Source organism: Acinetobacter sp. ANC_7504 (assembly GCF_056779995.1).
Genome location: NZ_JBWYIZ010000001.1, coordinates 166,952 through 191,036 on the forward strand (window position 1 = coordinate 166,952; position 24,085 = coordinate 191,036).

Sequence of the window (24,085 nt, forward strand, 5' to 3'; positions counted from 1 at the left end):
AGTTTGATCTTTAAATTACAAAATACAATAAAGCTCCATAGCTAACAAAGCTCGCTAATAAAGAGATGATGACAGGGATTTTTGATCTCAGTAAAAGAATGACAATGCCGATAAAAATAAAATCATAAATTGAGTGTAGATGTTTTTCAGCCATTTGAGCAATTAAACAGAGTAATAACCCGATGACCGCTGCATTAATTGCAGCTACGGCTGCTGCAATCTTTTTGTTTTTGACCCATTTTGACCAATAAGGGAGCGTGCCGAAAATAAGCAGAAATGAGGGCAGGAAAATTATACTGGTTGCAATCGCAGCGTTAAGTAAAGGCGATGCGGTAAATCCTAAATATGTGCCAACGTATCCTGCAAAACTAAATAAAGGGCCTGGAATAAGTTGAGCAAATGCATAGCCTAAGTCAAATTGTTCCGCAGTGATGTGTTGAGTAAGCACAAAATCTTCATACATGAGTGGCAGGATGATATGACCGCCTCCAAAAACCATTGAAGCAGTTTGATAAAAGCTTTCTAGATTGCTAAGCAAGCTTGATGAATAGATAAATTGCAACGCAGGAAAAATAATAAATAAAGCTACAAACAGGATGAGCCAGAGATAATGATATTTTGGAGATGTCTGAGTGGTTTTGATGTGCGGTGATGGCTGAGATTTTCCTTTTTTTGTAAAAGCTAAGCCAATGAATCCAGCCACTAAAATTAAGAAAATTTGACTATAGCTCCACTGTGTAAAATAAATAAAAAAAGCAGAACTCAGCATCAGGACATACTGCCAAATTTCAGTACAGAAGCTTTTGAACATTTGTAAAAAAGCCCAAATGACGACGGCTATTACAATCAAATGGATGACGTGAAAGAGTTCGAGAGGTATATCGGAAAAAAAATATTGACCAAAAATAGCAAATGAAGTCATTAGAATGAAGGCAGGTAATGTAAATCCTAACCAAGCAATAAAGCCCCCCCAATATCCTTTGGATAAATATCCTATCGATAACCCCACTTGACTACTGGTCGGACCTGGCAACAATTGCGCTAATGCGACCAATTGTCCATATTCATGAGAGCTTAACCATTTGAGTTGATCAACAAAAGTGCGATGAAATAACACTAAATGCGCTGCAGGACCGCCAAATGAAATACATCCTAATTTAAGAAAAATAAAAAATAGTGCTGATAAGCTAACTTTAGGAAAATTATCTGATTTCATTTATTAATCGTACGATGTTTTTGAACTAAGTCTAATAGGCGATTATGACAAGTATTTGAAATGAATGAAGGAGTGATGAGGGGTAAGCCTTATCTTGAAAATGATAAGGCTTGTGGATGTTAAATTAAGCAAAATTTCCATTTCTGAAATCATCAAATGCTTGCACGATTTCTTCCTGAGTATTCATGACGAAAGGACCGTGGGCAACAATGGGTTCATTCAATGGTTCACCACTTAAGCAAAGAATTTTCGCCGTACGATGAGCAAATATTTCGACCTGTGTTGATTTTGGGTCAAGATAAAGCGTTTGCATGGCTGTATAGATCTGACCATCAATCTCAACTTCTCCATCAAGGATGAAAATCAGATGATTCCAGTTTGGCATAAGATTTAATGGAAGGCGTGCTCCATGATTAAGTCTAATGTCATAAACATTCATGTTGCTAAATGTTTGAGCTGGTCCTTGATAAACAGTTGAGCCGATTTGATATTGACCAGCAATAACACGAATCTTGGTTTGCTCATCGTGAGATAAAACTTCAGGAATATTTTGCTCAGTCAATTCCTGATATCTCGGCTCAGTCATCTTGGCATGCTCTGGTAGATTTACCCAAAGTTGAACCATATCCAAAACTCCGCCAGTTTTTGCAAAAGCTTCCGAATGGTGTTCTTCATGCAGAATACCTTTACCTGCGGTCATCCATTGCACTTCGTTTGGACCAATTTTTCCATGATTGCCTTTTGAGTCACGATGCTCTAATTCGCCGTTATAGACAATCGTCACCGTTTCAAAACCACGGTGGGGGTGTAAACCAACACCGCGTTGGTGGTGACTTGGAGAAAATCGATATTGACCTGTATAACCCATTACCAAGAATGGGCTGGTATGATTTCCTATTTCATGCATGGGTAACATGGAGTTTGTTGGAAAACCATCACCCACCCATGTGCTTCGATCGCTGGTATAGACTTTCTGAACTTGTGTCATTTGTATTCCTCTATATATCGTTCTAATCATGATATTGAGGTATATTGATGAGATTACAGGGCGATTCTCTCAACAGATAATTCCAAAAATGAAACAATTATGCAAAATTTAAATGATTACTACTATTTTGTGCAAGTCGTTAAATATCAAGGTTTTACTAAGGCAAGTGAAGCTTTAGGTATTACAAAATCTAAGTTGTCTCGTCATATTTCAGATTTGGAAAACCGTTTACACGTAAGATTATTGCAACGAAATACACGAAAGTTTGCCGTAACCGCAGTTGGTCAAGAATTTTTTGAATATTGTATTAAGATTTTGGATCAAGTGGAGGCGGCAGAAAATTTTGTAGAGCAAAGTTTGTCGAGCGAGCCTTCAGGTTTAATTCGAATCTCGTGTCCAATTGGTTTGGTTGAGTTTCCGTTGGGTAATATGATTGCTAAATTCATGCAACATTACCCACGTGTTCAAGTTCATCTGGTCGCAACAAATCGTAAAATTGATCTCATAGAAGAGGGGATTGATTTGGCTGTGAGGGTGAGAAATTTACCACTTGAAGATAGCGACTTGATTGTACGAGAGCTTGATGCTTGGCAACATGTGTTAGTGGCAACGCCTGAATTAATTCAACAGATTCATGAGCCTATCCATTTGGATAACCTTGCACAACTTCCGAGTATAGGTTTTCATGTCCCGAAATCGATTTGGAGATTTCAATCTAAAGTTGACACAGTTAATCAGTTTCAAGAAATAGAATTCTTTCCAAGACTCAAAACTGATAATTTTGCCGCCATGAAATCTGCAGTGTTGAACAGTGTTGGAATAGCATCATTACCTAGAGTGTTTGTATATGAAGAGCTTAATCAAGGCACTCTTGTAGAATTAGTCCCTGAATGGGAGTTGCCACGTGGCGTTATTCATGTTGCCTATACATCACGACAAGGCATGATGCCTGCCGTGAGATGTTTATTAGATTATTTAATTGAGGAGTTTAAAAAACTGAGCTGTCAAAACCATGAAATTATATAAATTAATGTGCGCAAAAAGCTTGGTTAAAATATGTAAATAAATCAGGAGTGTTCATCCACAAAGCAATTGATAGACTAAGCAGAAGGATGACTCCGATGAATATGCTGATGTTGAGCAAATTGAAGCGATTAGTCATTGACGACATTCTCCTCATTAACAAATAAATGAATGAATACACCGAAGATACTGAGCGCAATACACATCATCCAAATAATATTGTAATTGCCTGTCATATCATGATTTAAGCCACCCAACCATCCTCCAAAAAATGAACCGACTTGGTGAGTAAAAAATACAATTCCACTTAGCATGGTGAGATATTTAACGCCAAACATATTCGCAACAATACCATTGGTAAGGGGAACGGTTGATAACCATAACAACCCCATAATGATGGCAAAACTATAAATCGTAAAGATCGAGAGTGGCAATGCGAGGAATAAAATGATGGCAATGCCACGTAGTCCATATAACCACATGAGCAATTTAGGTTTGGAATATTTATCACCCAGCCAACCAGCTGTGTAAGTTCCAACAATATTAAATAGCCCAACCAAGGCTAAAAACATAGTACCAGTGGTGGTGCTGAAACCATGGTCAGTTAAATAACCCGGCAAATGAATGCCCAAAAACACGACTTGAAATCCACAAACTAAAAATCCTAATGCTAACCAGATAAAAGGTTTGTGGTTTTTAGCAACAATGAGTATTTGTTTAAAACTTAAAGAAGGTTTAGAAATCGCATCAACTGCTTGAGGCGCTTGATACATTGGAGCTTTTAGCATCCAAGCCAAGGGTACAATTAATGCAATTAAAATCGCTGTGATGAGTAGCGCCGATGACCAACCAAAATTTTGTAAGAGTAAAAGTGTGGTTGGCAACATAATAAATTGCCCAAAAGAGCCTGCTGCGCTGGCAATACCCATAGCCATACTACGTCGACTTGGGTGCGCTGCACGTCCGACAGCAGAGAGCAAAACAGAAAATGAAGTAGCTGATAAAGCCAAACCAATGATTAGACCTAGACTAAGATTGATGAGAAGCCCTGTTGAGCTAAATGCCATCATCACAAGTCCAATCGCATATAAAGCGCCGCCTACGGCAACGACTTTTTTACTCCCATATTTATCTGCTAGCGCTCCCGTAAAGGGTTGAACAGCACCCCATAATAAATTTTGAAAGGCAATTGCTAAACTGAAAACTTGATGATTCCAATTAAACTCATGACTCATTGGAACTAAATACAAGCCAAATCCATGTCTGACACCTAAGGAGAGTGCCAAAATAAAAGCACTCCCAATGAGCATAAAGATGAGGGGTTTTGAAAATTTGGTTTCTGACATGGTCAATCCGCTTAGCATTTTTTGTAATTTTAAAAGATCAGTAGCATCATGACGACAGAATAAAAATTTATCAATCAATAAAATTTAGTTATTAGAATGAATAAAGCGGCACTTGGCCGCTTTATGAAGACTGATGGAAATTAGAATCGATAACCAATACCGGCATATCCCAGAATCGGATTAATTTCGATATCTGATTTTGCATTGATTAATTCACCAAGTTCAGCATCGTTTACTGTAATTGTTGTTTCACCTTTAAGATGCGCATAGGAAATTGACCCGACTGCAAACCAACGATCGTTGAAATCATAAGTAAAACCGGCAGTAGCTACAGGGGCGAAAGCATCTTTAGCTTCGAGTTTAACTTTAGGATTCGCAGTACTTTCAATTCCATCAAGTGCTTTCCCAGCTTCACCTAATTTGATGTTCGCAATTTTATGACCTGCAGCGACTAGATCAGCTTCAAGGTTGGAGTTCATTTCCAATTCATTGAAGTATGCATACATCAAACCAAGCCCTACATAAGGTCTAAATTTATTTACGCCTGTTTTACCAAAATGGTATTGGAATTCGAATGCTGGCGTCCATGCACGAGCTTCTGCAACTTTACCGTGGGCTCCAAGATTTGTTACTTGGATATCTTGTTTGAGTGGAATATTGCCGCCAATAATACTCCCAGCATCTATATCTGCAATAATGATATTGACGTTTCCAGGATCTACTGAGCCTGTGAGAGGTGCTGATATATTCCCTTTACCTTTAATATCAACCTTAGGTGGAATTCCTGCTTTGACTTCTAAAGAAATATTATCTGTAAAGAAGTAATTAGTCATGATTCCGAGGGTAGTGACATCATCAGCTTCTAATCCTGTCCCTTGAGCAGTCCATGATGATAATCCATCAATTTCGGCAGTGCCACCAACTGATGGCTTAAGATATTTTACGCCATCGATTTCATCAAGGATTAATGGGCTAACAAGACCTGAGTTTATAAGTGTTTCTAATTTACGTTTTTTATCAACACCATCTGCTGTCGAAGTATCAATAGCACCTAGTACAGAAGATGTTGAAATTCGTCCAACTTCAGACTTGGTACCCTCTGGTACAGCGGTGTTAATATTAATCGGTTGAGCTTTACCCTGAGGCATTACATGTAATGCACCCACTGAAACCGAAAAACGTTTAAAGCCATCGCCATCTTTTAAACTAAAATAAGGTGAATCTGCATAACTGAAGACTGGAAAACTTAACGCACTGATGGATGCAACTAAGTAAGCTAGTTTTTTTTTCATTATGGAACTCCATGTCCAATACTGTAAATAAAAAGTGATTATTTTTGTATTTTTATTATCAAATTTATTTTCAGACACATTGTAGTAATAATTTGCCAATTATGTTTGGTTTTTGTTTGGTTACAAAAAAAGAGGCAATTGCCTCTTTTCTTACTCTATGCTTTAGAAACGCATGCCAACCCCAGCATAGCCCAATATCGGGTTAATCTCGATATCAGCTTTTGAGTTGATTAACTCTTGTCCAGTATTTTCATTGACGACTGTGATCTTCGTTTCATTCTGCAAGTGGGCGTAACTAATAGATGCTACTGCATACCATGTATCATTAAAGTCGTAGGTGAATCCAACTGTAGCTATAGGTGCAAAAACATCAGTTGCTTCTAAATTAACTTTCATTTTTCCATTGGTATCTTTCTTATCGAGTGCTGCACCAGCATTTTGATTAATAATATTTTGGATCATATGCCCAGCGGCGACTAAATCTTTTTCAATACCTAGATCCATTTTTAGCTCATTAAAATAAGCGTACATTAATCCAACGCCAACGTAAGGGCGGAATTTATTAATCCCGGTCTCACCAAAACGATATTGTAATTCAAAAGCAGGGGTCCATGCTCGGGCTTCAGCTGCTTTTGAAGATTGTTCAAGGTTAGTGATTAAAAGATTATTCGATAGATTTAGACTTCCTAAAGCGCCCCCTAAAGGTTTTGCATCAGCAGAGAAAGGGGCTTTAATGTTGCCAATACCTTTAATATCAACTTTAGGAGGAATCCCGCCTTTTATTTCCACTGAAAAATTATCTGTAAAGTGATAACTGCTCATAATTCCAAGAGTTGTTACATCTTGAGCTTCTAAACCAGTACCAGGATTATCCCACTCTGCAAGACCGTTAATATATGATGTGCCACTTAAAAGACCAGGTACCTTACTACCAAATAAATCAAGTAAATTGATAAAACCTTCCAAAATTGGATTTTTTTCACGATTTGGGTCTAAATTATTTTTTACAGTTTCAGCCCGCACATCTCCGACTTTAGATTCATAGTCATTGCTGATTACTGTTTTGACATTAAAAGGTTGGGCCTTACCTTGAGGCATTACGTGTAATGCACCCACTGAAATTGAAAAGCGCTTAAAACCCTCATCAGAAAGACTAAAATATCCTGATTCAGCATAACTAAGAGTAGAAAAGAGTGAGCTTACGAATATTGTAGGAACTAAAAATTTCTTCATTGTTTGAAGGACTCCATGTCCAATTTTTAGTTCATTTTATATTCATTAAATCGTCTAAATGCAAAGCATTTTGTTCACTTGAAATCAAATTTATTATCCTAATTTACAATTGTTAAATTATTGAAAAATATGATATAAGTTGGATTTTAAAATGTATATTAATTGTCTTATTGTTTCTTTATTTGTGATGGATTGGGCATATTGGGGTGTGGCTTCAATATGCCTCAAGTGTTTTAGAAGCGATAGCCTACACCAGCATAACCAATGATAGGGTTTACCTCTAAGTCAATATCTGATGAATATAATTTACCGAGTTTATCGTCACTGACTTCAATCGTGGTCGTTCCGGTGAGGTGAGCATAGCTGATTGACGCAACTGCAAACCAATTTGGATTAAAGTCATATGTGAAGCCAAGTGTTGCAATAGGAGCAAAGCTAATTTTAGCATCTAGCTTCACCTTAGGGTCTGCATCGCTTGTGATCTTGGATTTATCTTTTTGTAAAGCATCTCCAGCTTTACCATTTTTCATATTCGCGATACGGTGCCCAGCAATGATTAAATCTTTTTCCAAACTAGGATTAAGCTCTAATTCATTGAAGTAAGCGACCATAAGTCCTAAACCGACATAAGGTCTAAATTTATTTTTACCAGTTTCACCAAAATGATACTGAAGCTCCCACATTGGAGTCCACGCACGAGCACTTGCAACACTGCCATTATGTCCTTCTAAGTCGGTAATCCCTAAATTGTCTACAATATAAATTGGTAAAGAATCTAAAGTTATGCCTCCAGCTCCGATTGTAGATGTGGCTTTAAACGGTGCTTGAATTTTTCCAACACCATTAATATCAACTTTAGGAGGAACTCCGAGTTTGCTTTCGAAAGAAATCTTATCGTTAAAATGATAATTAACCATGATTCCGAGTGTAGTGACATCGTCAGCGGTCATACCTGCGCCGTAATTAGTCCAGCTTTCAACACCATTTACACTTGATTTACCACTTAATGCAGCAGGAAGTTTGGCGCCAGGAACTAAATTTAATGCGTCCAAAACAAATTTAATAAAAGGGCTAGTGTCTTCGGTTACAATGGGTACTACATCGCTAATCGCAATATCACCGTTCACTACAACAAGACCTTCGGGTACCGAAGTACGAATCTTAGGAGGTTGTGCCTTACCTTGAGGCATGACATGAAGTGGCCCTACTGAAATAGAGTAGCGTTTAAAGCTGTCATCATCTTTCAAACTAAAATATGATGATTCAGAGTGCGCTATAGATGATGCAAAAACAATAGGTGCGATCATGCACCAGAATGCTTTATTCGTCATTTGGGACTCCCTGTCCATTTTTGTTACTAGTTGTTGTTTTACATTCTTTAGTAGTTATATAAGCATAAAATCAATCAATTTGAAAAGCATTTTTGCTCATTTTTGTGAAAAAAATTTATAAAAATCATTAATTTAATTCTAGGAAATCCAACATTTGTTAGGTTTGTTTGTGAATTTATTTCTTATTGAGTGACTTAGCAAAATAAAAAGTCAGATCAATTTAAATTGGTCTGACTTTTTTAACTTTATTAATTAACTAAAATTATTGAAATCGGGATAAATCCTCTTCAGGGCGAGCAGTTAATACCTCGACACCTGTTTTAGTGACTAAAACAGTATGTTCATATTGCGCAGATAATTTATGATCTTTCGTTACAACTGTCCATTTATCACCAAGAAGTTTAGTTTGCCATACACCAGCATTGACCATTGGTTCAATTGTAAATGTCATACCTTCTTCTAAAACCATGCCTGAATTTGGTTGACCGTAATGAAGCACTTGAGGTTCATCATGGAAAACAGTGCCAATACCATGACCACAATATTCACGAACGACACTGAAACGCTCTGACTCAACATATTTTTGAATCGCATGACCAATATCACCGATCGTCGAACCAGGTTTTACCGTAGCAATACCACGATACATTGCTTCTTGTGCAACTTTGCATAAGCGATCTGCAAGAATAGAAGTCTCGCCACCCACGATGTACATCATGTTGGTATCACCATGAAATCCATCTTTAATCACTGTGACATCAATATTCAAGATGTCACCTTTCTTTAAGATTTTGTTTTCAGAGGGAATACCGTGGCAAACCACATGGTTTACTGATGTGCAAATCGTATGCTGGAATGCAGGACGGCCAGGCGCAGCACCATAGCCTAGGCAAGCAGGAATGGCATCTTGTTTATTCACAATATAATCATGACAAATCGTATCCAATTCTAGTGTACTCACACCAGGCTTGATATGCGGTTTGATCATATCCAAAACTTCTGCCGCTAGTCGTCCCGCCACACGCATCTTTTCGATATCTTCAGCAGATTTAATTAAACGACGTGGTGCTTCATAAGTACTGTTCATGATCTTTAAAAACTTTTGGAAATTTGTGTGTGACTATGGTATAAATAGCCGCCCAATTTATCAAATGCTTTTCGTGAATAGATTCACTTAATCGGATGATATGTTGGTTAATAAAATCCGCACATATGTCGACACATTACTCTGGGTGCCCGTAAGGGTGGAGAATGCGGACATATGGAGGCCTAACCCAAACTTTTAAGGTAAAGAAAATGGCAGATTACAACGTAAGCATGCGCGACCTTCTTCAAGCTGGTGCGCACTTCGGTCACCAAACTCGCTTCTGGAACCCAAAAATGCGTCAATACATTTTTGGTGCGCGTAACAAAATTCACATCATCAACCTTGAGCACACTGTTCCTGCGTTAAATGATGCATTGAACTTTGTTAACAACCTAGCAAGCAAAAAGAACAAAGTATTGTTCGTTGGTACTAAACGTGCTGCTTCTAACATCATCCGTGAACAAGCTCAACGTGCTGGTCAACCATATGTAGATCACCGTTGGTTAGGTGGTATGTTGACGAACTGGAAAACTCTTCGTCAATCAATCAACCGTCTTAAAGATCTTCAAACTCAGTCTACTGACGGTACTTTCGCTAAGCTTACTAAACGTGAAGCTTTAGAGCGTACTCGTGAAATGGAAAAACTTGAACGTGCTCTTGGCGGTGTTAAGAACATGGGTGGTTTACCTGACGCATTGTTCATCATCGACGTTGACCACGAAGCGATTGCAATCAAAGAAGCTAAGAACCTTGGTATTCCAGTAATCGGTATCGTTGATACTAACTCTAACCCAGATAACGTTGATTTCGTTATTCCTGGTAACGATGATGCGATCCGCGCTGTAACTCTTTACGCTACTGCGATGGCTGATGCGATTATTGCTGGTAAAGAATACGCTCAAACTCAAGCTAATGCGCAAGCTAAAGGCGAAGAAGCTGCTAAAGAAGCTCCTGAGGCTTAATGCGATTTGATGCGGATTTGTCATTTTTGCGACACGTAATCGTGGCATCTTAAGCATCAATCAAGCAAAACGGCCCAGATGATTAATTTGGGCCGTTTTTGTTAACAGATACATATCTCGACCGAATTTAGGAGAATAACATGACTGCTATTACTGCAAGCATGGTTAAAGAGTTGCGTGATCGTACTGGTCTAGCAATGATGGAATGTAAAAAAGCGTTGACAGAAGCTGGTGGCGATATCGAGTTAGCGATCGACAACCTTCGTAAATCTGGTCAAGCAAAAGCTGCTAAAAAAGCAGGTAACATTGCTGCTGATGGCGCGATTACAATTGCTCAAGAAGGCAATAAAGCAATTCTTTTAGAAGTAAACTGTCAAACTGACTTCGTTGCTAAAGACGAAAACTTTGCTGGTTTCTCTGCAAAAGTTGCTGCTGCTGCGCTTGCTGCGAATGTGACTGATGCTGCTCAAATTGCTGAATTGAAACTTGAAGATGGTGCAACTGTAGAAGAAGCTCGTATTGCGCTTGTTCAAAAAATCGGTGAAAACATTCAAGTTCGTCGTGCTCAAATCGTTGAAGGTGAAAACCTTGCAGTTTACAAACACGGTTTAAAAATCGGTGTTGTAGTTTCATTTGCTGGTGATGCTGCTACTGGTAAAGGTATCGCAATGCACGTTGCTGCGTTCAACCCAGTTGCTGTAAATGCTGAAGGTGTTTCTGCTGAGTTAATCGCTAAAGAGAAAGAAATTGCTGAAGCAAAAGCAATTGAATCTGGTAAACCAGCGAATATCGTTGAAAAAATGGTAACTGGTTCAGTTGAAAAATACTTAAATGAAGTTGTTCTTGAGCGTCAAATGTACGTTATCGACAACGACAAGAAAGTTGCTGATGTTCTTAAGTCTACAGGTACAACTGTTGCTCAATTCGTACGTTTCGAAGTGGGTGAAGGTATTGAGAAAAAAGCTGAACTTTCTTTCGCTGAAGAAGTTGCTGCTGCTCAAGCTGCTGCAAAATAATTGAATCAATTATTTTGAAAAAGAAAAAGCCCTTTAAGGGCTTTTTCTTTTTTTTGATGAGTCTAAATGATATAAACTTTAGGATGAAATAAAAATACAACTTAGAGATCAATATGTCTCAGAAATCAAAAATGAGTATTGTTGCGTTAATTGCAGTGTTGGTCGCAGCATATTTCGGTGTCGATTTAAAACAGGATTTAAAACAGAGTAATGAGCACGCACTAAATCCTACAGATGCAAGTACTCACTATAGTGATGCTAACCAACGAGAACTATCCTCTGCGGATAATGATGATGCCGCAAAAATAGCGACACTTTTTCAAAAAAAGATGAGTGATGTGCAAGTTAGGGCTTCTGGAGAAGTTGTTGCAATATTAAATGATGATAATGAAGGATCTAGACATCAGAAATTTATTTTAAAACTTAATCATGGTCAGACAGTTTTGGTAGCTCATAATATAGACTTGGCACCACGTGTTGAGAATATTCAAAAAGGGGATATCGTCGAGTTCTATGGTGAATATGAATATACCGACAAGGGTGGTGTAATTCATTGGACTCACCATGATCCTCAAAAACGGCATATTGATGGTTGGTTAAAGTATCAGGGTCGAAGTTATCAATAATTTTTATAAAAATAAATATATGAGATGAGCAATTTCATTCTAGATTTAAAATGCAGGCGTGATAGTTTTTATGCAATTTTATAGGCGTAATATCCAGAAAAAAGATGCAAGAGTCTGCTAATTATCTTCATTTCAAAGAATTGGGCGGATTGGAATTATTAAAAGCTCAATTTCAACGTAAGCAATTTTCAAAACATGCTCATGAGGGCTATTGTATTGGTGTCATTGAAGATGGGGCACAAAGTTTTTACCGCTCTGGAAAGCTTCATATCGCACCTAAAGGCGATATTATTCTGGTGAATGCTGATGAAATACATACTGGTTCATCCGCTGTGGAAACTGGTTGGAAATATCGAGCAATTTACCCAACACCTGAAATGATATTAGATCTGAGTCGAGATTTTTTTACAACCAAGAATGCAGTCCCATGGTTCTCGGATGCAGTGATTCATGATTTGGGTTTGGCGAGGCAACTAGTATTTTTATTCGATTTATTTGAGCAGGGCGAGGATACTTTGCTTAAAGAAAGCCTCTATTTGACGACATTGGCCAGATTGATCTATTGCTATGGGCGGGCGAAATTGAGTCCAATCAACATACCAGAAATGAGAAAAAAAGTTGAACTAATAAAAGAACTTATGAGTAGTTTTCCTGAACATGACTATTCTCTACACGAGTTGTCTGCATATGTAGATACAAGCCCATGGCATTTATTACGTGAATTTAAAAAACATACGGGATTGCCTCCACATAGTTGGCTTGTTCAAAGAAGAATTCAAAAAGCTAAACAATTGCTTAAGCAGGGGGTGCGAATAACTGAGGTTGCACAACTCACTGGATTTTCTGATCAGAGTCATTTAAATCGACATTTTAAAAGTGCAATAGGTGTAACGCCTAGACAATATCTTTTGAACTATTAATTTTCCTTAAATTTGCGCCGCAATATTATTCAAGATCAATCATTACTCATCAGATGATAATAATCGATAAGTGAATCAGATTCAGATGTATTGATGAAAAAGATGAGTGATACAAAAAAGAATTTTATACATGGTGTGCTGGGTATTATGCCGTTGGCAATTGCAGTCATGCCATGGGGGGTATTGGCTGGCTCTTTGGCGATACAGACTGGATTGAATGCGATACAAGCTTTTGCAATGTCATTGTTTATGTTTGCTGGTGCTGCACAATTAGTGAGCTTAGGATTGGTTTCGGGGCAGGCTTCGCTGATGACAATCTATCTGACGATTTTTTTTCTGACGAGTCAGCATTTAATTTACGCGCTTAATTTTCGAAATGATGTTAGTAAATTTCCACTATTTAAACGTATTGTATTTGGCTTTCTGCTGACGGATGAATTATTTGCAGTTGGTGTAAAAAATAAATCACAACGCTCATTCGCATATTTATTTGGAGCAGGACTTTGTTTTTATATTTTTTGGCTGATATTTAGTTTATTTGGGATTTTGCTTGCTCACTTCATTCCTAATTTATCAAATTTGCATCTTGATTTCTCAGTCGTTGCACTGCTTATATTAATTATAGTGCCAATGATAAAAAATCTTACAATACTTGTTGGTGTTGTGATTACCATAATTTTTTCTTTAATTTTAGAAGCTTACCAAGTAAATGCAGCGTTAATTATTTCTGGTCTATGTGGAATGTTTGCCAGTGTGATAGTTGAAAAATGGCAAACAACAAAAGGGGATTAAAAATGAGCTGGATGCTTTTGCTGGGGTTGTCGATCATGATCTTTATTAATCGATATTTATTCTTGGAGCCAAGGGTAAATGTGCCACTTCCTAGAATTTTGAAACAGATGTTGAAATATTCTGCGCCATGTTTGTTGACTGCAATATGTGTACCGATTGTATTTTATGAAGCAGCAGAATTAAGGGTTATGTCGAGTAATCACTATTTATGGGCAGCAATATTTTGTGTACTGCTTGCGCTAATAAGTCAAAAAGTTATCAGTAATTTAGTTTTTACTTTACTGTTTTTCTATCTCATAAATTACTTAATTAGAGCATGAACATCGGGCTAAATTAAATTCTAATTTAACCCATGCTGTATTTGCTAATTTAAGCGCTGATTTGGCGTGATTTCCAATTGGGTAGTATCTTATCTAGGTAGGCATCCATACACCATAGAGGGCCAATCAGAAGGAATTGGAGGTCTTTAAAGAAAGATGGCTTTTTCCCTTCAATTTTGTGCCCGTAAAATTGACCTATCCAAGCCAAAACGAATAGAGCAATATAGAATCCTTTCCCGAATGGAAGAAAAATAATAAGCCAAGACATGACCAATAATAACGCTGCCATTGCAACCGCGAGTACAAGATCTAATCTTGCATAAAAGATGAGTGTTAACACCAGTAAAAGGGTAGTCAGTAATGCGCTGAAATGAGCGAGTATGCCAATGATCGAGAATAGAATCGTGGGTACGCAAATCCAGTGTAATGTTTTATTGGTTGGGTTTTGATGGCTATCACTATATTCATCTAACCATTCTGTAATTGTCTTCATCCTATTTCCTTCACTGATTATTTGAATTTTATTTATTCTATAAACTACATTATGACATAAGATGATAAATCAAGATTCTTTTTTGTATATTGGTCACATCAAAAAAAATTAAAAATAATAAAGCCACTCAATGAGTGGCTTGCCGTTAAATGCTTCGCTGAATCATGAGAACCTAAGAATTTGGACCATCCACACGTTCGATGCTTACACGCGCAGTACCAGCATTGGTAATACCAAGAGATTTCGCAGCACCGTAAGATAAATCTACAACACGATTACCATGAAATGGGCCGCGATCATTTACTTTAACAACGACGCTTTTACCATTAGATTTATTCGTTACACGAATATAGCAATTAAGCGGTAGGCTACGATGCGCTGCAGTAAGTGCATTCATATCAAATGTCTCGCCACTTGCAGTTTTACGACCGTGAAATTGACGACCGTACCAAGAAGCAACTCCTGTTTGACTAAAACGACGAACAGTGTTTGAAGCAACATTATTAAGTTTATCAATCACTGAAGGCTCTTCAACAGGTACTTGAATTTTCGCTGCGATTGTTTCGCGACGAATTTTATCACCTGAACTTTCAGTAATTGCTAAACTGTTTAAATTCGAGAAGTGCGAATTGAAACTTGTAGAGTCTTTGCTAATCACGCGTGAAGCAAGACTTGATTGGTCAACATCATTATTTAGATAAGAGGATTGAACCAACTCGGCATGAGTTTGAGTCAAAGCCAAACTAATACCTAATATTGATAACATTTTCAGCGAAGCATGCATCGTTTAACTCCTTGGAACCCTAAGTTAATTATCTAAGTTGCTGATAATTAACCTAAATGGTCTGTAAATTTACTTGTGCAACTGCATTTAACGGTAGTGGATGATATTCATCCTGATACAAAAGTGTCTAGCTTTATTTTCACTTTAGTTACAAAAACGACAAATTATCACAAAATATGGTTAAAAATTAATCAATAGTGTAACAAAATATGTGAAATGTGCAAATAGTGAACTTAATCACAAAAATATTTATTGACTTTTGTGAAAACAAGTAGATTTATATTTATCTACTCGCGATTTCAGTCCCTAAAAGCCACAGTGCAGTTGCATACATTCGACTACGGTTATAGGTCGTAATGACTTGAAAATTAGGATATGTAAGGTAATAAGCTGGTCCATAATTTTCTTGTAGTTGAATCACATTGACCATGTCTAAGTCATCTATTTTAACAATAGGATTGAGTGGGCTAATGCCTTGAACTTTTAATGCACCATATGGAGTAGGTTGTGTTAAGTCTTTGGCTATGATGGCATCCGCATTATTTCCTTGGTAGCGTGCGGCAAAAGCAATCGGTTGATCTCGTTGCCAACCATGTTGAGCAAGATAATTTGCAATAGAACCAATTGCATCTACAGCAGAGTTTCTGAGATCGATATGACCATTACCGTCATAATCCACACCAAATTTCGGAATATTGCTTGGCATAAATTGAGGATAGCCCACAGCACCAGCATAAGAGCCAACGACTGAATTAGCTGGAATGCCGTCCTTATAAGACCATGCAATCAAAGCGCTTAATTCGTCTTGAAAGTATTGTGCACGTCGTTCATATCCAAACCCTAAAGTGGCTAGTGCATCACGTGTGATGAATGAACCTTTATTTGCTCCAAAACCTGTCTCTACGCCGAGAATACCGAGAATGATGGACTGGGGAACACCGAACTGCTGTTCTGCTCGATTTAAAGTGTCTGCATATTGATTTTTAAAACGCACACCACGTTGAATTGTACTTTCTGCTAAAAAATTCTTTTTATATTCGTACCAAGGCTTGCTTTCTCCTGGGCGATTCATAATGTTGATAATATTTGGTAGGTTTTTTGATCCATTCATGGCCCAGTCAACTTGCTCAGCACTCAAACCATAGGTCTGCATCGTTTTTAGTTTAAAATTTTGATATTGAGGATGTTGAGCGAAGTCATTGGCTTGAACAAAACTTGTGATCATAAACGCACTGAGTGCTAAACCAATACGTTGTAATTTAACATTAAAATTTTCAAATAACATAACAGCAGCAGATCCAATTATTATCGGTGGTAGACGCAAAGGTATAAGTGTTGATAAGGATTAAAAGTTCAACATCATTTGATTAATCGCAATGTTTATTAAGATAACATTAGGTCGTGATGGATTCACAAAAACCTACATAAAAAGTGTAAAAATGGATGAATTATGCCTTTTATTTATTCAATATTGATGAACTATTTTTAAAACATAAAAAAACCTAGCAGAAGCTAGGTTTTTGATTAGTCTGATTTATTCTTGAATAAATAGCGTGTCATGATATTCAGCTGTAGCTAACAATTCTTCTTTAGTAAAGTTAGGAATGAGCTTATCAATAGCAATATGAACTGCTTTGATGACCGCTGAAGAAGCGATATCAGACGCCTTACGTTTAATCATACCCAAATCTAAAGTCTTGTTAAAATCATTCATAAAGTGACGAACTGCAGCTTCACCGAATTGCTTGTATTGTTCAGACAGAACTGCACGATTGACATCATTGCCTGCACGTACTTCTGCAAAGCTATTTTTTAAGTTTGTCACTAGATCAGCAGGTAATGGAGCACCGACACGATAATTACCCTCTGGATCTTTGAATAAACTCTTTTCAGAGAATTCAATCGATTGTCTCACGACGTCATTTGGTGCTTTACCCAATAACTGTTTAAGTAGTACCGATACTGTTGATTTAATATAACCAGCAAGTTTTTCAGCTGTTTCTCGTTTGTCACTTGCAGGGAAACGACGTACAAGTTCAACTAAAATTGCATCGATAATTTCATCATTAATAGCGAGTGCAGTTTGATCACGCAAAGGGTAAAGTGGTTCGTTTGAATTTTTTTTCTCAATTCCAGTTTGAATATTCTTTAACAAAGATTCAGATGGAATAAAACCAAAATATGACATCGTATAACCTCAACTATTCTTCAATTTATTGTCGCGCCAATCGAATTGGGCTTGGCATCCATGCAAAGTCCGATACACGACAAGGGTTAATGTCTAAACCACCACGGCGTGTATAAGTCGCATATACCATCAACTTTTCAGGATTAAAGTTTTCCCAAATATCTGCGTAGATTTGTTCAACGCATTGTTCGTGAAAGCCATTATGCTGACGATAGGAGATAATATAAGCTAAAACTGAACGATAACAAGGTTTTTTGCCACGATATCTTAAAAAAACTGTGCCCCAATCAGGCTGACCTGTGACTGGGCAGTTACTTCTTAATAAATGCGAATATAATTGAATTTCAACGATTTCTTCGGAAGACGCTGCATCGAGTTTAAGTAAGCTCGCATCAGGGTGGTTTTCAAGACGTTCAGGCTCATAATGGTCGATGCATATTCCTTCAGGCTGGGCAATATTCAACTGATCAACATCGAATAATTCAAGTCTGACTTCTGCATTGGCTGCTTTAGAAAGATCACGCTCGACTGTCTCAATAAACTGATTTTGAGATTCAAATTGAGCAAAATTCAGACTATTGAAATATAGTTTAAGAGATTTGGACTCGATGAGATAAGGTGATGAAGCAGGAAGATGCATTCGACCAATTGCAACTTGAGGAATCCCTGACAGATTCAACCAAGAAATTTCAAAAATATGCCACCAATCAATTCCTTGTTGAATACCATCTACATGTGCGTACTTCGCTCGTGCTTCTGCGCGAGCAATTGGAAATAACACCTCAGGTTGATATTCAGTCGGATAGTTGGTGTCTTTGCCTAAAAGAGATTGTTCAACGCTCATTATTCACGCATTCCTGAACCACGGGAGAGTAGGTGATAAGCGACCGCATATAGCACGGCGCAACACGCTGTGATTACTAATAAAGAGATAGATACATTTACATCGCTATGACCAAGAATTCCATAACGGAATGCATTGACCATATATACGACAGGGTTAATTAAAGATAGATTTTGCCAAAATGGGCTTAATGCAGAAATTGCATAGAACACCCCACCTAAATAGGTCAACGGTGTTAAAACAAAAGTAGGAATAATCGAAATATCATCAAATGACTTTGCATAGACCGCATTAATAAATCCACCTAATGCAAACAGTAGTGACGTAATCAGGACGGTATAAATTGTGACGAACCAGTTGGTAATATATAAGTCAGTAAAAAATAAACTCATCGCAGTCACAATGATAGCAACTAATAAGCCTCTAGCAACACCACCAAGCACATAACCCCAAAGTACGGCATGTAAAGGCACTGGACTCATGATCAGTTCTTCAATACTTTTTTGAAATTTAGAACTAAAAAAGCTTGATGAAACGTTGGCATAACTATTAGTAATGACAGCCATCATAATTAGACCAGGTACAATGAACTGCATGTAGGTAAAGCCACCCATTTCCCCAATTCTTGAACCGACTAGATTTCCAAAAATTACAAAATACAGTGACATGGTAATTGCTGGTGGTAACAATGTTTGTGGCCAAATGCGCATAAATCTACGAATTTCCTTATGGATAATCGTATATAAAGCTACAGCGAGTTGGTTAAAATTCATTGCGCAGCTCCATCAAGATTCTTTTCGACCATTTTGACGAATAACTCTTCTAAACGATTTGATTTATTACGCATACTTCGAACTTGAATATTTTGTGATTCTAGAAGTTGGAAAAGATCATTCATGCTGTGTGCTTTATCAAGCGTAATTTCTAGAGTCAGCGGATCAACCAAATTAAATTTCACACCAATAATGTCGAGTTGAATCGGTTCTATAGGTTCAGCCAAGTCAAAAATGAAAGATTCTTCATTTAATTGATTTAAGAAATTCTTCATGGTGGTGTCTTCTTTAATGACGCCACGATCAATAATTGCAATTTTGCGACACAGTACTTCTGCTTCTTCTAAATAATGTGTTGTGAGAATGATAGATGTACCTTTCTGATTCATTTCTGTTAAGAAGTCCCACATCGAGCGACGTAGTTCAATATCAACGCCAGCAGTTGGTTCATCTAGAATTAACAGTTTTGGGTCATGCATCATTGCTCGGGCAATCATGAGGCGGCGTTTCATTCCCCCAGATAGCATACGGGCTTGAGTAGAACGTTTTTCCCATAAACCTAATTTGGTCAGATACTCCTCTGCACGAGTTTCAGCAACTTTTTTTGGAATGCCGTAATAACCTGCTTGTGTGACTAAAATATCGAAAGTCTTTTCAAATTGCGCAAAGTTAAACTCTTGAGGGACTACACCCAAGCATTGTTTAGCTTGAGAAGGATGTGTATCGAGGTTATGACCAAAAATCTGGACAGTTCCTGCAGTTTTTTTTGTAAGAGAGCTGATGATGCCAATAGTGGTTGATTTACCTGCACCATTAGGGCCTAGAAGTGCATAAAATTCACCTTCTGGAACATCTAAATTAATTCCTTTTAGTGCTTGAAAACCATTTCGATAGGTCTTCGACAAATCCCTTAAGGTCAATGCATCAGTCATGAATATCTCGAATGGTGAAAAGTTGAGATATTGTGAGTGATCTTGAAAAATAAACCAAGCTTTGTAATCAGAATTCTCTGTTTTGATGTTGAAACGCTGTATAAAGCATGAGCACTAAAAATTGGAAAGATATATAGTTGCTTTACCTTAGAGTTTTTTTTGTTATGATGTGCGCACTTCCTAAAATGCGCTCATAGCTCAACTGGATAGAGTACAGGTCTCCGAAGCCTGTGGCGTGGGTTCGAGTCCCGCTGAGCGCACCAAATTAATAGCAGAACATACAAGAATATAGTTTTAATCCCTTTATATACAAGGGTTTATGTGAAAACTTAGCAGAACATAACAAAATAAATAAGGATATAGTTGCAAGTTATAAGGATATATATGAGGATATATTTGATTCTATCCATTTTTGTATCCTTATTCTGACTATGGCCAAGCACATAACACCGCTCTCAGATTCCAAATGCACAAGCGCTAAGCCACAAGATAAAGACTACTCTTTATACGATGGGCAGGGCTTAATTTTGTTTGTACGAAAAAGTGGCACTAAGGTTTGGCGATATAAATATAAAAAAGCCAATGGTAAAGATGGATTAATGACTTTAGGTAATTTCCCTGCATTAAGTCTAAAGACAGCAAGGGATAAGCGCCGTAGTTATGAGCAGCTATTAGTACAAGGTACAGATCCAATCGAATATGAAGAAATCCAAAAGTATAAAAAGAACAATTCATTTAGTTTTGAAGCCATAGCCCGAGACTGGCATAAGGAATACAGCAATACAGGCAGATGGATACCCGATACAGCAAACAAAGCGTTAAGAAATTTAGAAGAGTATGTATTTCCCTTGATTGGAGATAGGTCTATTGATGAAGTGAAGCCTAAAGATTTGGTTATGGTTTTACGGTCAATTGAGGAAAAAGGATTTACAGAGGTACTTAAGAAAACAAGACAGAGATTTAGTGCCATTTTTGCTTATGCAATCTCAAGAGGTTTATTAGAAGAAAACCCATCTTATTTTTTAAAGGACGTATTCGTTAAGACCAATAAGGCGAAGCACTATCCGCAATTACCACTTGAACGCCTCCCTGAACTACTACAGAGGTTAAACAATGATACTGGCTATCCATTAACAAGATTATGTACGGCGTTCACATTGCATACCTTCGCGCGTTCCAGTGAGGTACGTTTTGCTCGTTGGACTGAATTCGACCTTAAAAAGGGGATATGGACGATACCACCAGAGCGTGAATTAATAGAAGGGCAGAAGTTTTCTAATCGTGGTGCAAAAATGAAAACCGAGCACCTTATACCTTTATCGCCTCAAGTCATTTCTATTCTTAATGAAATTCATACTTACAGTCACATGACTAAAAATGTCTTTCCTAAGAATGGTGACCCTCGAGGCTTTATCAGTGAAACCACAATTAATAATACTTTGCGCCGTTTGGGGTATAACACAGATAACGAGATATGCGGGCATGGTTTTAGAGGTATGGCTTGTTCTGCATTGGTGCAAAGCACTCTATTTCAAAAAGAAGCAGTAGAGAAGCAAATGAGCCACCAAGAACGTGACCAGGTACGTTTGGCTTACACTCATCAGGCTGAATACATGGAAGAACGGAAAGCTATGCTGAATTGGTGGAGTGATTACCTTGAAGCAAATCAGAACAGCTTTATAAGTCCTTATGACTTCACTCAGCAGCTTTTAAGCAATGATGTGATTAACTTTAAATACGCAAAGTTGGCTAAGTGACAAGATTTTTCGCTCATTTTCCCAAATATACACAATTATAATTAAATATCGTTTATATTCAGTTTGCTAGGTCTAGGAGGCATCCGAAAGCATATACCCAATATGTTGACCTAGTGGCTTTTTGGGGTGCTGTGGGAGGCATAATGTATAACACTAGTTTCAGTAATTGTTCACAATACTTAGATCATGCTGAATGGTTAAGGCTTTCAGATATTTTAAATGAATGGTGCAAGCTAGATCAGTCATGCAAGAAAATAAAAGAATTGGCTATCTTAGGTGCATGTGAAAATCAACAAATAGAATATACGCGTAATGATGGAAAATCTTTCGATGACCCTGTTATGGAGTTATATGGTAGAGGTTTGCTATTAATTAATAAACGCTCCTTTAATCGCTGGAAAGCTAAATTTGTAAATAAAGAGCAAAGTTTTAATAAAAAAAATCAAAATAGTATTTCTCTTTTAGATTTTTTAAAGAATGAAGATGCTGAATACATAAGTATCAGTGAGGCTATAGATTCTATTCATCATCACTTAGGCGCGGATCAGGACATATCTAAGGCTGTTCAGCTACTAAACCTAGCTATCGGTAAGGCAGAGGAACCACCAAGTATTTATAAAAAAGATGATTTTAAAAGCTGGATGCCCGTAATTTTAAAGAATCAATACAATGGTGACTTTATGGAAGCACCGAATCCTAGTGACCACGCAAAATTAGAAATAATCCATTATTTAGTTAATAAGGTAATGGGCGAAAAAAAACAAAAGGAGTTAGATGATGACTTACCGTTCTAGCAATCCTTTTGATAAACAAGATTACAGTAAATTTGCTTTTAAAAAATCTGAATTATTGGAAATTTTACAGGCAATTGATAGTAGTTTTAGTTTTGATTTATCTATTGTAGAAAAGCCAAACAATACAGAAAATACAAATACAACAAGCGTTGAAAATTTGCAAAAATTGACGAAAACTAACGAGCTTTATATTTCTGTTGTTGATGTTTTTGAACTTATAAGAAGTAAAACTGACTTAAAATCAGATAGTGAGATTGCCAATTTTCTAGTCGTTAATAAAATTAATGATTTAACAATTCCTTTTGATAAATTCAAATACTTTGATGGGAAACCAACACGATTACATAAAGATTTTCAACAAAATCAACTCACTAAAATGGATTTGCTTTTACTAGAAATAGCTAGAGAGGAATTGCAACTTAACAGTAATGATAAAAGATTAAAAAGTTTTGCATGGGATAAATTTGATTTTTTCTTGGAATTTAAATGCCTAACTAACATTGATTTAGATGAGGAGGTGAATCTAAGTAATGTAGAGGTAGATAATTCTATGCAAACACCAGATTGTGAGGAGAATAATATAGAGCAATTAAAAAGCGATTTGCCTTTACATATTAAAATCTTAGCAATGAATGATTTTTTTACTATCGTTGAGTCGGCTTGCTTCATTTCTTTGGATGAACCAGAAAAAATACAAGCTTATCTTGATAGTGGTAACTTGACCTATGATGCATGGAGATATGGCGAGCATATGCAAGCTGTAAAGGTCATTGAGGGCGCGATAAAAGCTAAAAAATTGGATATTGATCATGAAGGAATGATACCTAGAGCCTCATTGCAACAATTTCTATTTGATCGTAATCATGTAATTGCGGGCTTTAACGACAATCTATCACAACAAAATCAATCGATTTTTGGCATTCCAATACTTCAACAGGCAGAGCCCAATATTGAGAATCAGAATGCTGAGATTGCACGACTAAGGAGAGAACTGGCAAGAGCACAAGATCGTATTAAGCAGTTGGAATCAAAACCACTAATTGAGCAAGTAGAAGAAAACAATCTTTTAGCGTTGATTTTTGATGAATCAGCTACTGATCGATATGCACCTGATTTAGTACTCTCAATTAAATTATGGGAACATATTTATATTACTAACCCAAAGAGTGATAGTCATACTAATAAAGCCATTAAATGGCTAGAGAACAATACAGGCTATGAGGTCAATAAAAAAGCTGGATCAGCTTCAAAAATAAGGGAAATCACAACTCCTTTTGTCAGCTGGGGCAATCTAAGAGATAAAAATTATAAAAAATAAATGCCACCTAAATAATTGATTTATATATACCCTACCTACCCAAGCTAGGG

At 37.1% G+C, this 24,085-nt stretch carries 24 protein-coding genes and 1 tRNA gene; 11 read left to right on the forward strand and 14 right to left on the reverse strand.

From position 1 onward, the window contains the following. Nucleotides 1–10 precede the first annotated feature (10 nt). On the reverse strand, nt 11–1,216 hold the full coding sequence (gene chrA, locus AC1M9F_RS00800) for a chromate efflux transporter (RefSeq protein WP_481596806.1): 1,206 nt from the start codon (nt 1,214–1,216) through the stop codon (nt 11–13). A 124-nt stretch (nt 1,217–1,340) separates the two neighbouring features. Next, complete coding sequence (locus AC1M9F_RS00805) at nt 1,341–2,204, reverse strand: pirin family protein (protein WP_481595588.1); 864 nt, start codon at nt 2,202–2,204, stop codon at nt 1,341–1,343. Nucleotides 2,205–2,303: 99 nt separating this feature from the next. Between AC1M9F_RS00805 and AC1M9F_RS00810 the strand changes: the two genes are divergently transcribed. After that, nucleotides 2,304–3,230, forward strand: coding sequence for a LysR substrate-binding domain-containing protein (locus AC1M9F_RS00810; RefSeq protein ID WP_481588482.1), 927 nt, complete (start codon nt 2,304–2,306; stop codon nt 3,228–3,230). A 128-nt stretch (nt 3,231–3,358) separates the two neighbouring features. Here the strand turns inward: AC1M9F_RS00810 and AC1M9F_RS00815 are convergent, their stop codons facing one another. From AC1M9F_RS00815 to map, 5 genes are all read right to left on the reverse strand, one after another. Then, nucleotides 3,359–4,573 carry an MFS transporter gene (locus tag AC1M9F_RS00815; protein WP_481595586.1) on the reverse strand — a complete coding sequence of 405 codons (1,215 nt, stop codon included), beginning with the start codon at nt 4,571–4,573 and terminating at the stop codon, nt 3,359–3,361. A 140-nt stretch (nt 4,574–4,713) separates the two neighbouring features. Beyond that, a complete protein-coding gene (locus AC1M9F_RS00820) occupies nt 4,714–5,865 on the reverse strand; it encodes an OmpW/AlkL family protein (RefSeq protein WP_092766024.1) in 1,152 nt (383 codons plus the stop codon). Between the two features lie 162 nt (nt 5,866–6,027). Further along, nucleotides 6,028–7,098 (reverse strand): OmpW/AlkL family protein, encoded by a 1,071-nt coding sequence (locus tag AC1M9F_RS00825; RefSeq protein ID WP_481596807.1) that lies wholly within the window; start codon nt 7,096–7,098, stop codon nt 6,028–6,030. Nucleotides 7,099–7,331: 233 nt separating this feature from the next. Next, nucleotides 7,332–8,429, reverse strand: a complete 1,098-nt coding sequence (locus AC1M9F_RS00830; RefSeq protein WP_481591326.1) for an OmpW/AlkL family protein — start codon at nt 8,427–8,429, stop codon at nt 7,332–7,334. A 262-nt stretch (nt 8,430–8,691) separates the two neighbouring features. Continuing rightward, nucleotides 8,692–9,516: a type I methionyl aminopeptidase gene (gene map / locus AC1M9F_RS00835; RefSeq protein WP_035265682.1), complete on the reverse strand. Its 825-nt coding sequence runs from the start codon at nt 9,514–9,516 to the stop codon at nt 8,692–8,694. Nucleotides 9,517–9,725: 209 nt separating this feature from the next. On the opposite strand from map, the gene rpsB reads away from it, so the two are divergent. From rpsB to AC1M9F_RS00865, 6 genes are all read left to right on the forward strand, one after another. After that, nucleotides 9,726–10,478, forward strand: a complete 753-nt coding sequence (gene rpsB, locus AC1M9F_RS00840) for a 30S ribosomal protein S2 (RefSeq protein ID WP_035265684.1) — start codon at nt 9,726–9,728, stop codon at nt 10,476–10,478. Nucleotides 10,479–10,618: 140 nt separating this feature from the next. After that, nucleotides 10,619–11,494 carry a translation elongation factor Ts gene (gene tsf, locus AC1M9F_RS00845; RefSeq protein WP_035265686.1) on the forward strand — a complete coding sequence of 292 codons (876 nt, stop codon included), beginning with the start codon at nt 10,619–10,621 and terminating at the stop codon, nt 11,492–11,494. Between the two features lie 113 nt (nt 11,495–11,607). Next, entirely contained in the window at nt 11,608–12,120 is a 513-nt protein-coding gene (locus AC1M9F_RS00850; protein WP_481596808.1) for a DUF3465 domain-containing protein, read from the forward strand. A 104-nt stretch (nt 12,121–12,224) separates the two neighbouring features. Beyond that, nucleotides 12,225–13,040, forward strand: coding sequence for an AraC family transcriptional regulator (locus tag AC1M9F_RS00855; protein WP_481595584.1), 816 nt, complete (start codon nt 12,225–12,227; stop codon nt 13,038–13,040). A 102-nt stretch (nt 13,041–13,142) separates the two neighbouring features. Then, nucleotides 13,143–13,832, forward strand: a complete 690-nt coding sequence (locus AC1M9F_RS00860) for an AzlC family ABC transporter permease (protein WP_481596809.1) — start codon at nt 13,143–13,145, stop codon at nt 13,830–13,832. Between the two features lie 2 nt (nt 13,833–13,834). Next, complete coding sequence (locus AC1M9F_RS00865; RefSeq protein WP_481595582.1) at nt 13,835–14,152, forward strand: AzlD domain-containing protein; 318 nt, start codon at nt 13,835–13,837, stop codon at nt 14,150–14,152. 49 nt (nt 14,153–14,201) lie between these two features. Here AC1M9F_RS00865 and AC1M9F_RS00870 read toward each other — a convergent pair whose 3' ends face one another. From AC1M9F_RS00870 to AC1M9F_RS00900, 7 genes are all read right to left on the reverse strand, one after another. After that, complete coding sequence (locus AC1M9F_RS00870) at nt 14,202–14,645, reverse strand: Mpo1 family 2-hydroxy fatty acid dioxygenase (RefSeq protein WP_481588475.1); 444 nt, start codon at nt 14,643–14,645, stop codon at nt 14,202–14,204. Nucleotides 14,646–14,817: 172 nt separating this feature from the next. Next, a complete protein-coding gene (locus AC1M9F_RS00875; protein ID WP_218947276.1) occupies nt 14,818–15,429 on the reverse strand; it encodes a septal ring lytic transglycosylase RlpA family protein in 612 nt (203 codons plus the stop codon). A 283-nt stretch (nt 15,430–15,712) separates the two neighbouring features. Then, entirely contained in the window at nt 15,713–16,654 is a 942-nt protein-coding gene (gene mltB, locus AC1M9F_RS00880) for a lytic murein transglycosylase B (protein WP_416224309.1), read from the reverse strand. A 309-nt stretch (nt 16,655–16,963) separates the two neighbouring features. Then, a complete protein-coding gene (locus AC1M9F_RS00885) occupies nt 16,964–17,617 on the reverse strand; it encodes a hypothetical protein (RefSeq protein WP_092766031.1) in 654 nt (217 codons plus the stop codon). A gap of 25 nt (nt 17,618–17,642) precedes the next feature. Then, a complete protein-coding gene (gene queF, locus AC1M9F_RS00890) occupies nt 17,643–18,461 on the reverse strand; it encodes an NADPH-dependent 7-cyano-7-deazaguanine reductase QueF (RefSeq protein WP_481596810.1) in 819 nt (272 codons plus the stop codon). Continuing rightward, a complete protein-coding gene (locus tag AC1M9F_RS00895) occupies nt 18,461–19,234 on the reverse strand; it encodes an ABC transporter permease (protein WP_092766033.1) in 774 nt (257 codons plus the stop codon). The genes queF and AC1M9F_RS00895 overlap by 1 nt, the downstream gene beginning before the upstream one ends. Further along, the gene (locus AC1M9F_RS00900; protein ID WP_481596811.1) at nt 19,231–20,166 is read right to left on the reverse strand and encodes an ABC transporter ATP-binding protein; all 936 of its coding nucleotides are present in this window, start codon (nt 20,164–20,166) and stop codon (nt 19,231–19,233) included. The genes AC1M9F_RS00895 and AC1M9F_RS00900 overlap by 4 nt, the downstream gene beginning before the upstream one ends. Before the next feature lie 187 nt (nt 20,167–20,353). Between AC1M9F_RS00900 and AC1M9F_RS00905 the strand changes: the two genes are divergently transcribed. The 4 genes from AC1M9F_RS00905 to AC1M9F_RS00920 all read left to right on the forward strand — a co-directional run bounded on the left by AC1M9F_RS00905 (nt 20,354) and on the right by AC1M9F_RS00920 (nt 24,035). After that, nucleotides 20,354–20,429 (forward strand) — tRNA-Arg (locus tag AC1M9F_RS00905). 168 nt (nt 20,430–20,597) lie between these two features. Then, nucleotides 20,598–21,923: a tyrosine-type recombinase/integrase gene (locus AC1M9F_RS00910; protein WP_481596812.1), complete on the forward strand. Its 1,326-nt coding sequence runs from the start codon at nt 20,598–20,600 to the stop codon at nt 21,921–21,923. A gap of 143 nt (nt 21,924–22,066) precedes the next feature. Continuing rightward, a complete protein-coding gene (locus tag AC1M9F_RS00915) occupies nt 22,067–22,717 on the forward strand; it encodes a hypothetical protein (protein WP_481596813.1) in 651 nt (216 codons plus the stop codon). Continuing rightward, on the forward strand, nt 22,701–24,035 hold the full coding sequence (locus tag AC1M9F_RS00920) for a hypothetical protein (RefSeq protein ID WP_481596814.1): 1,335 nt from the start codon (nt 22,701–22,703) through the stop codon (nt 24,033–24,035). Before AC1M9F_RS00915 ends, AC1M9F_RS00920 begins: the two co-directional genes overlap by 17 nt. Nucleotides 24,036–24,085: the final 50 nt, after the last annotated feature.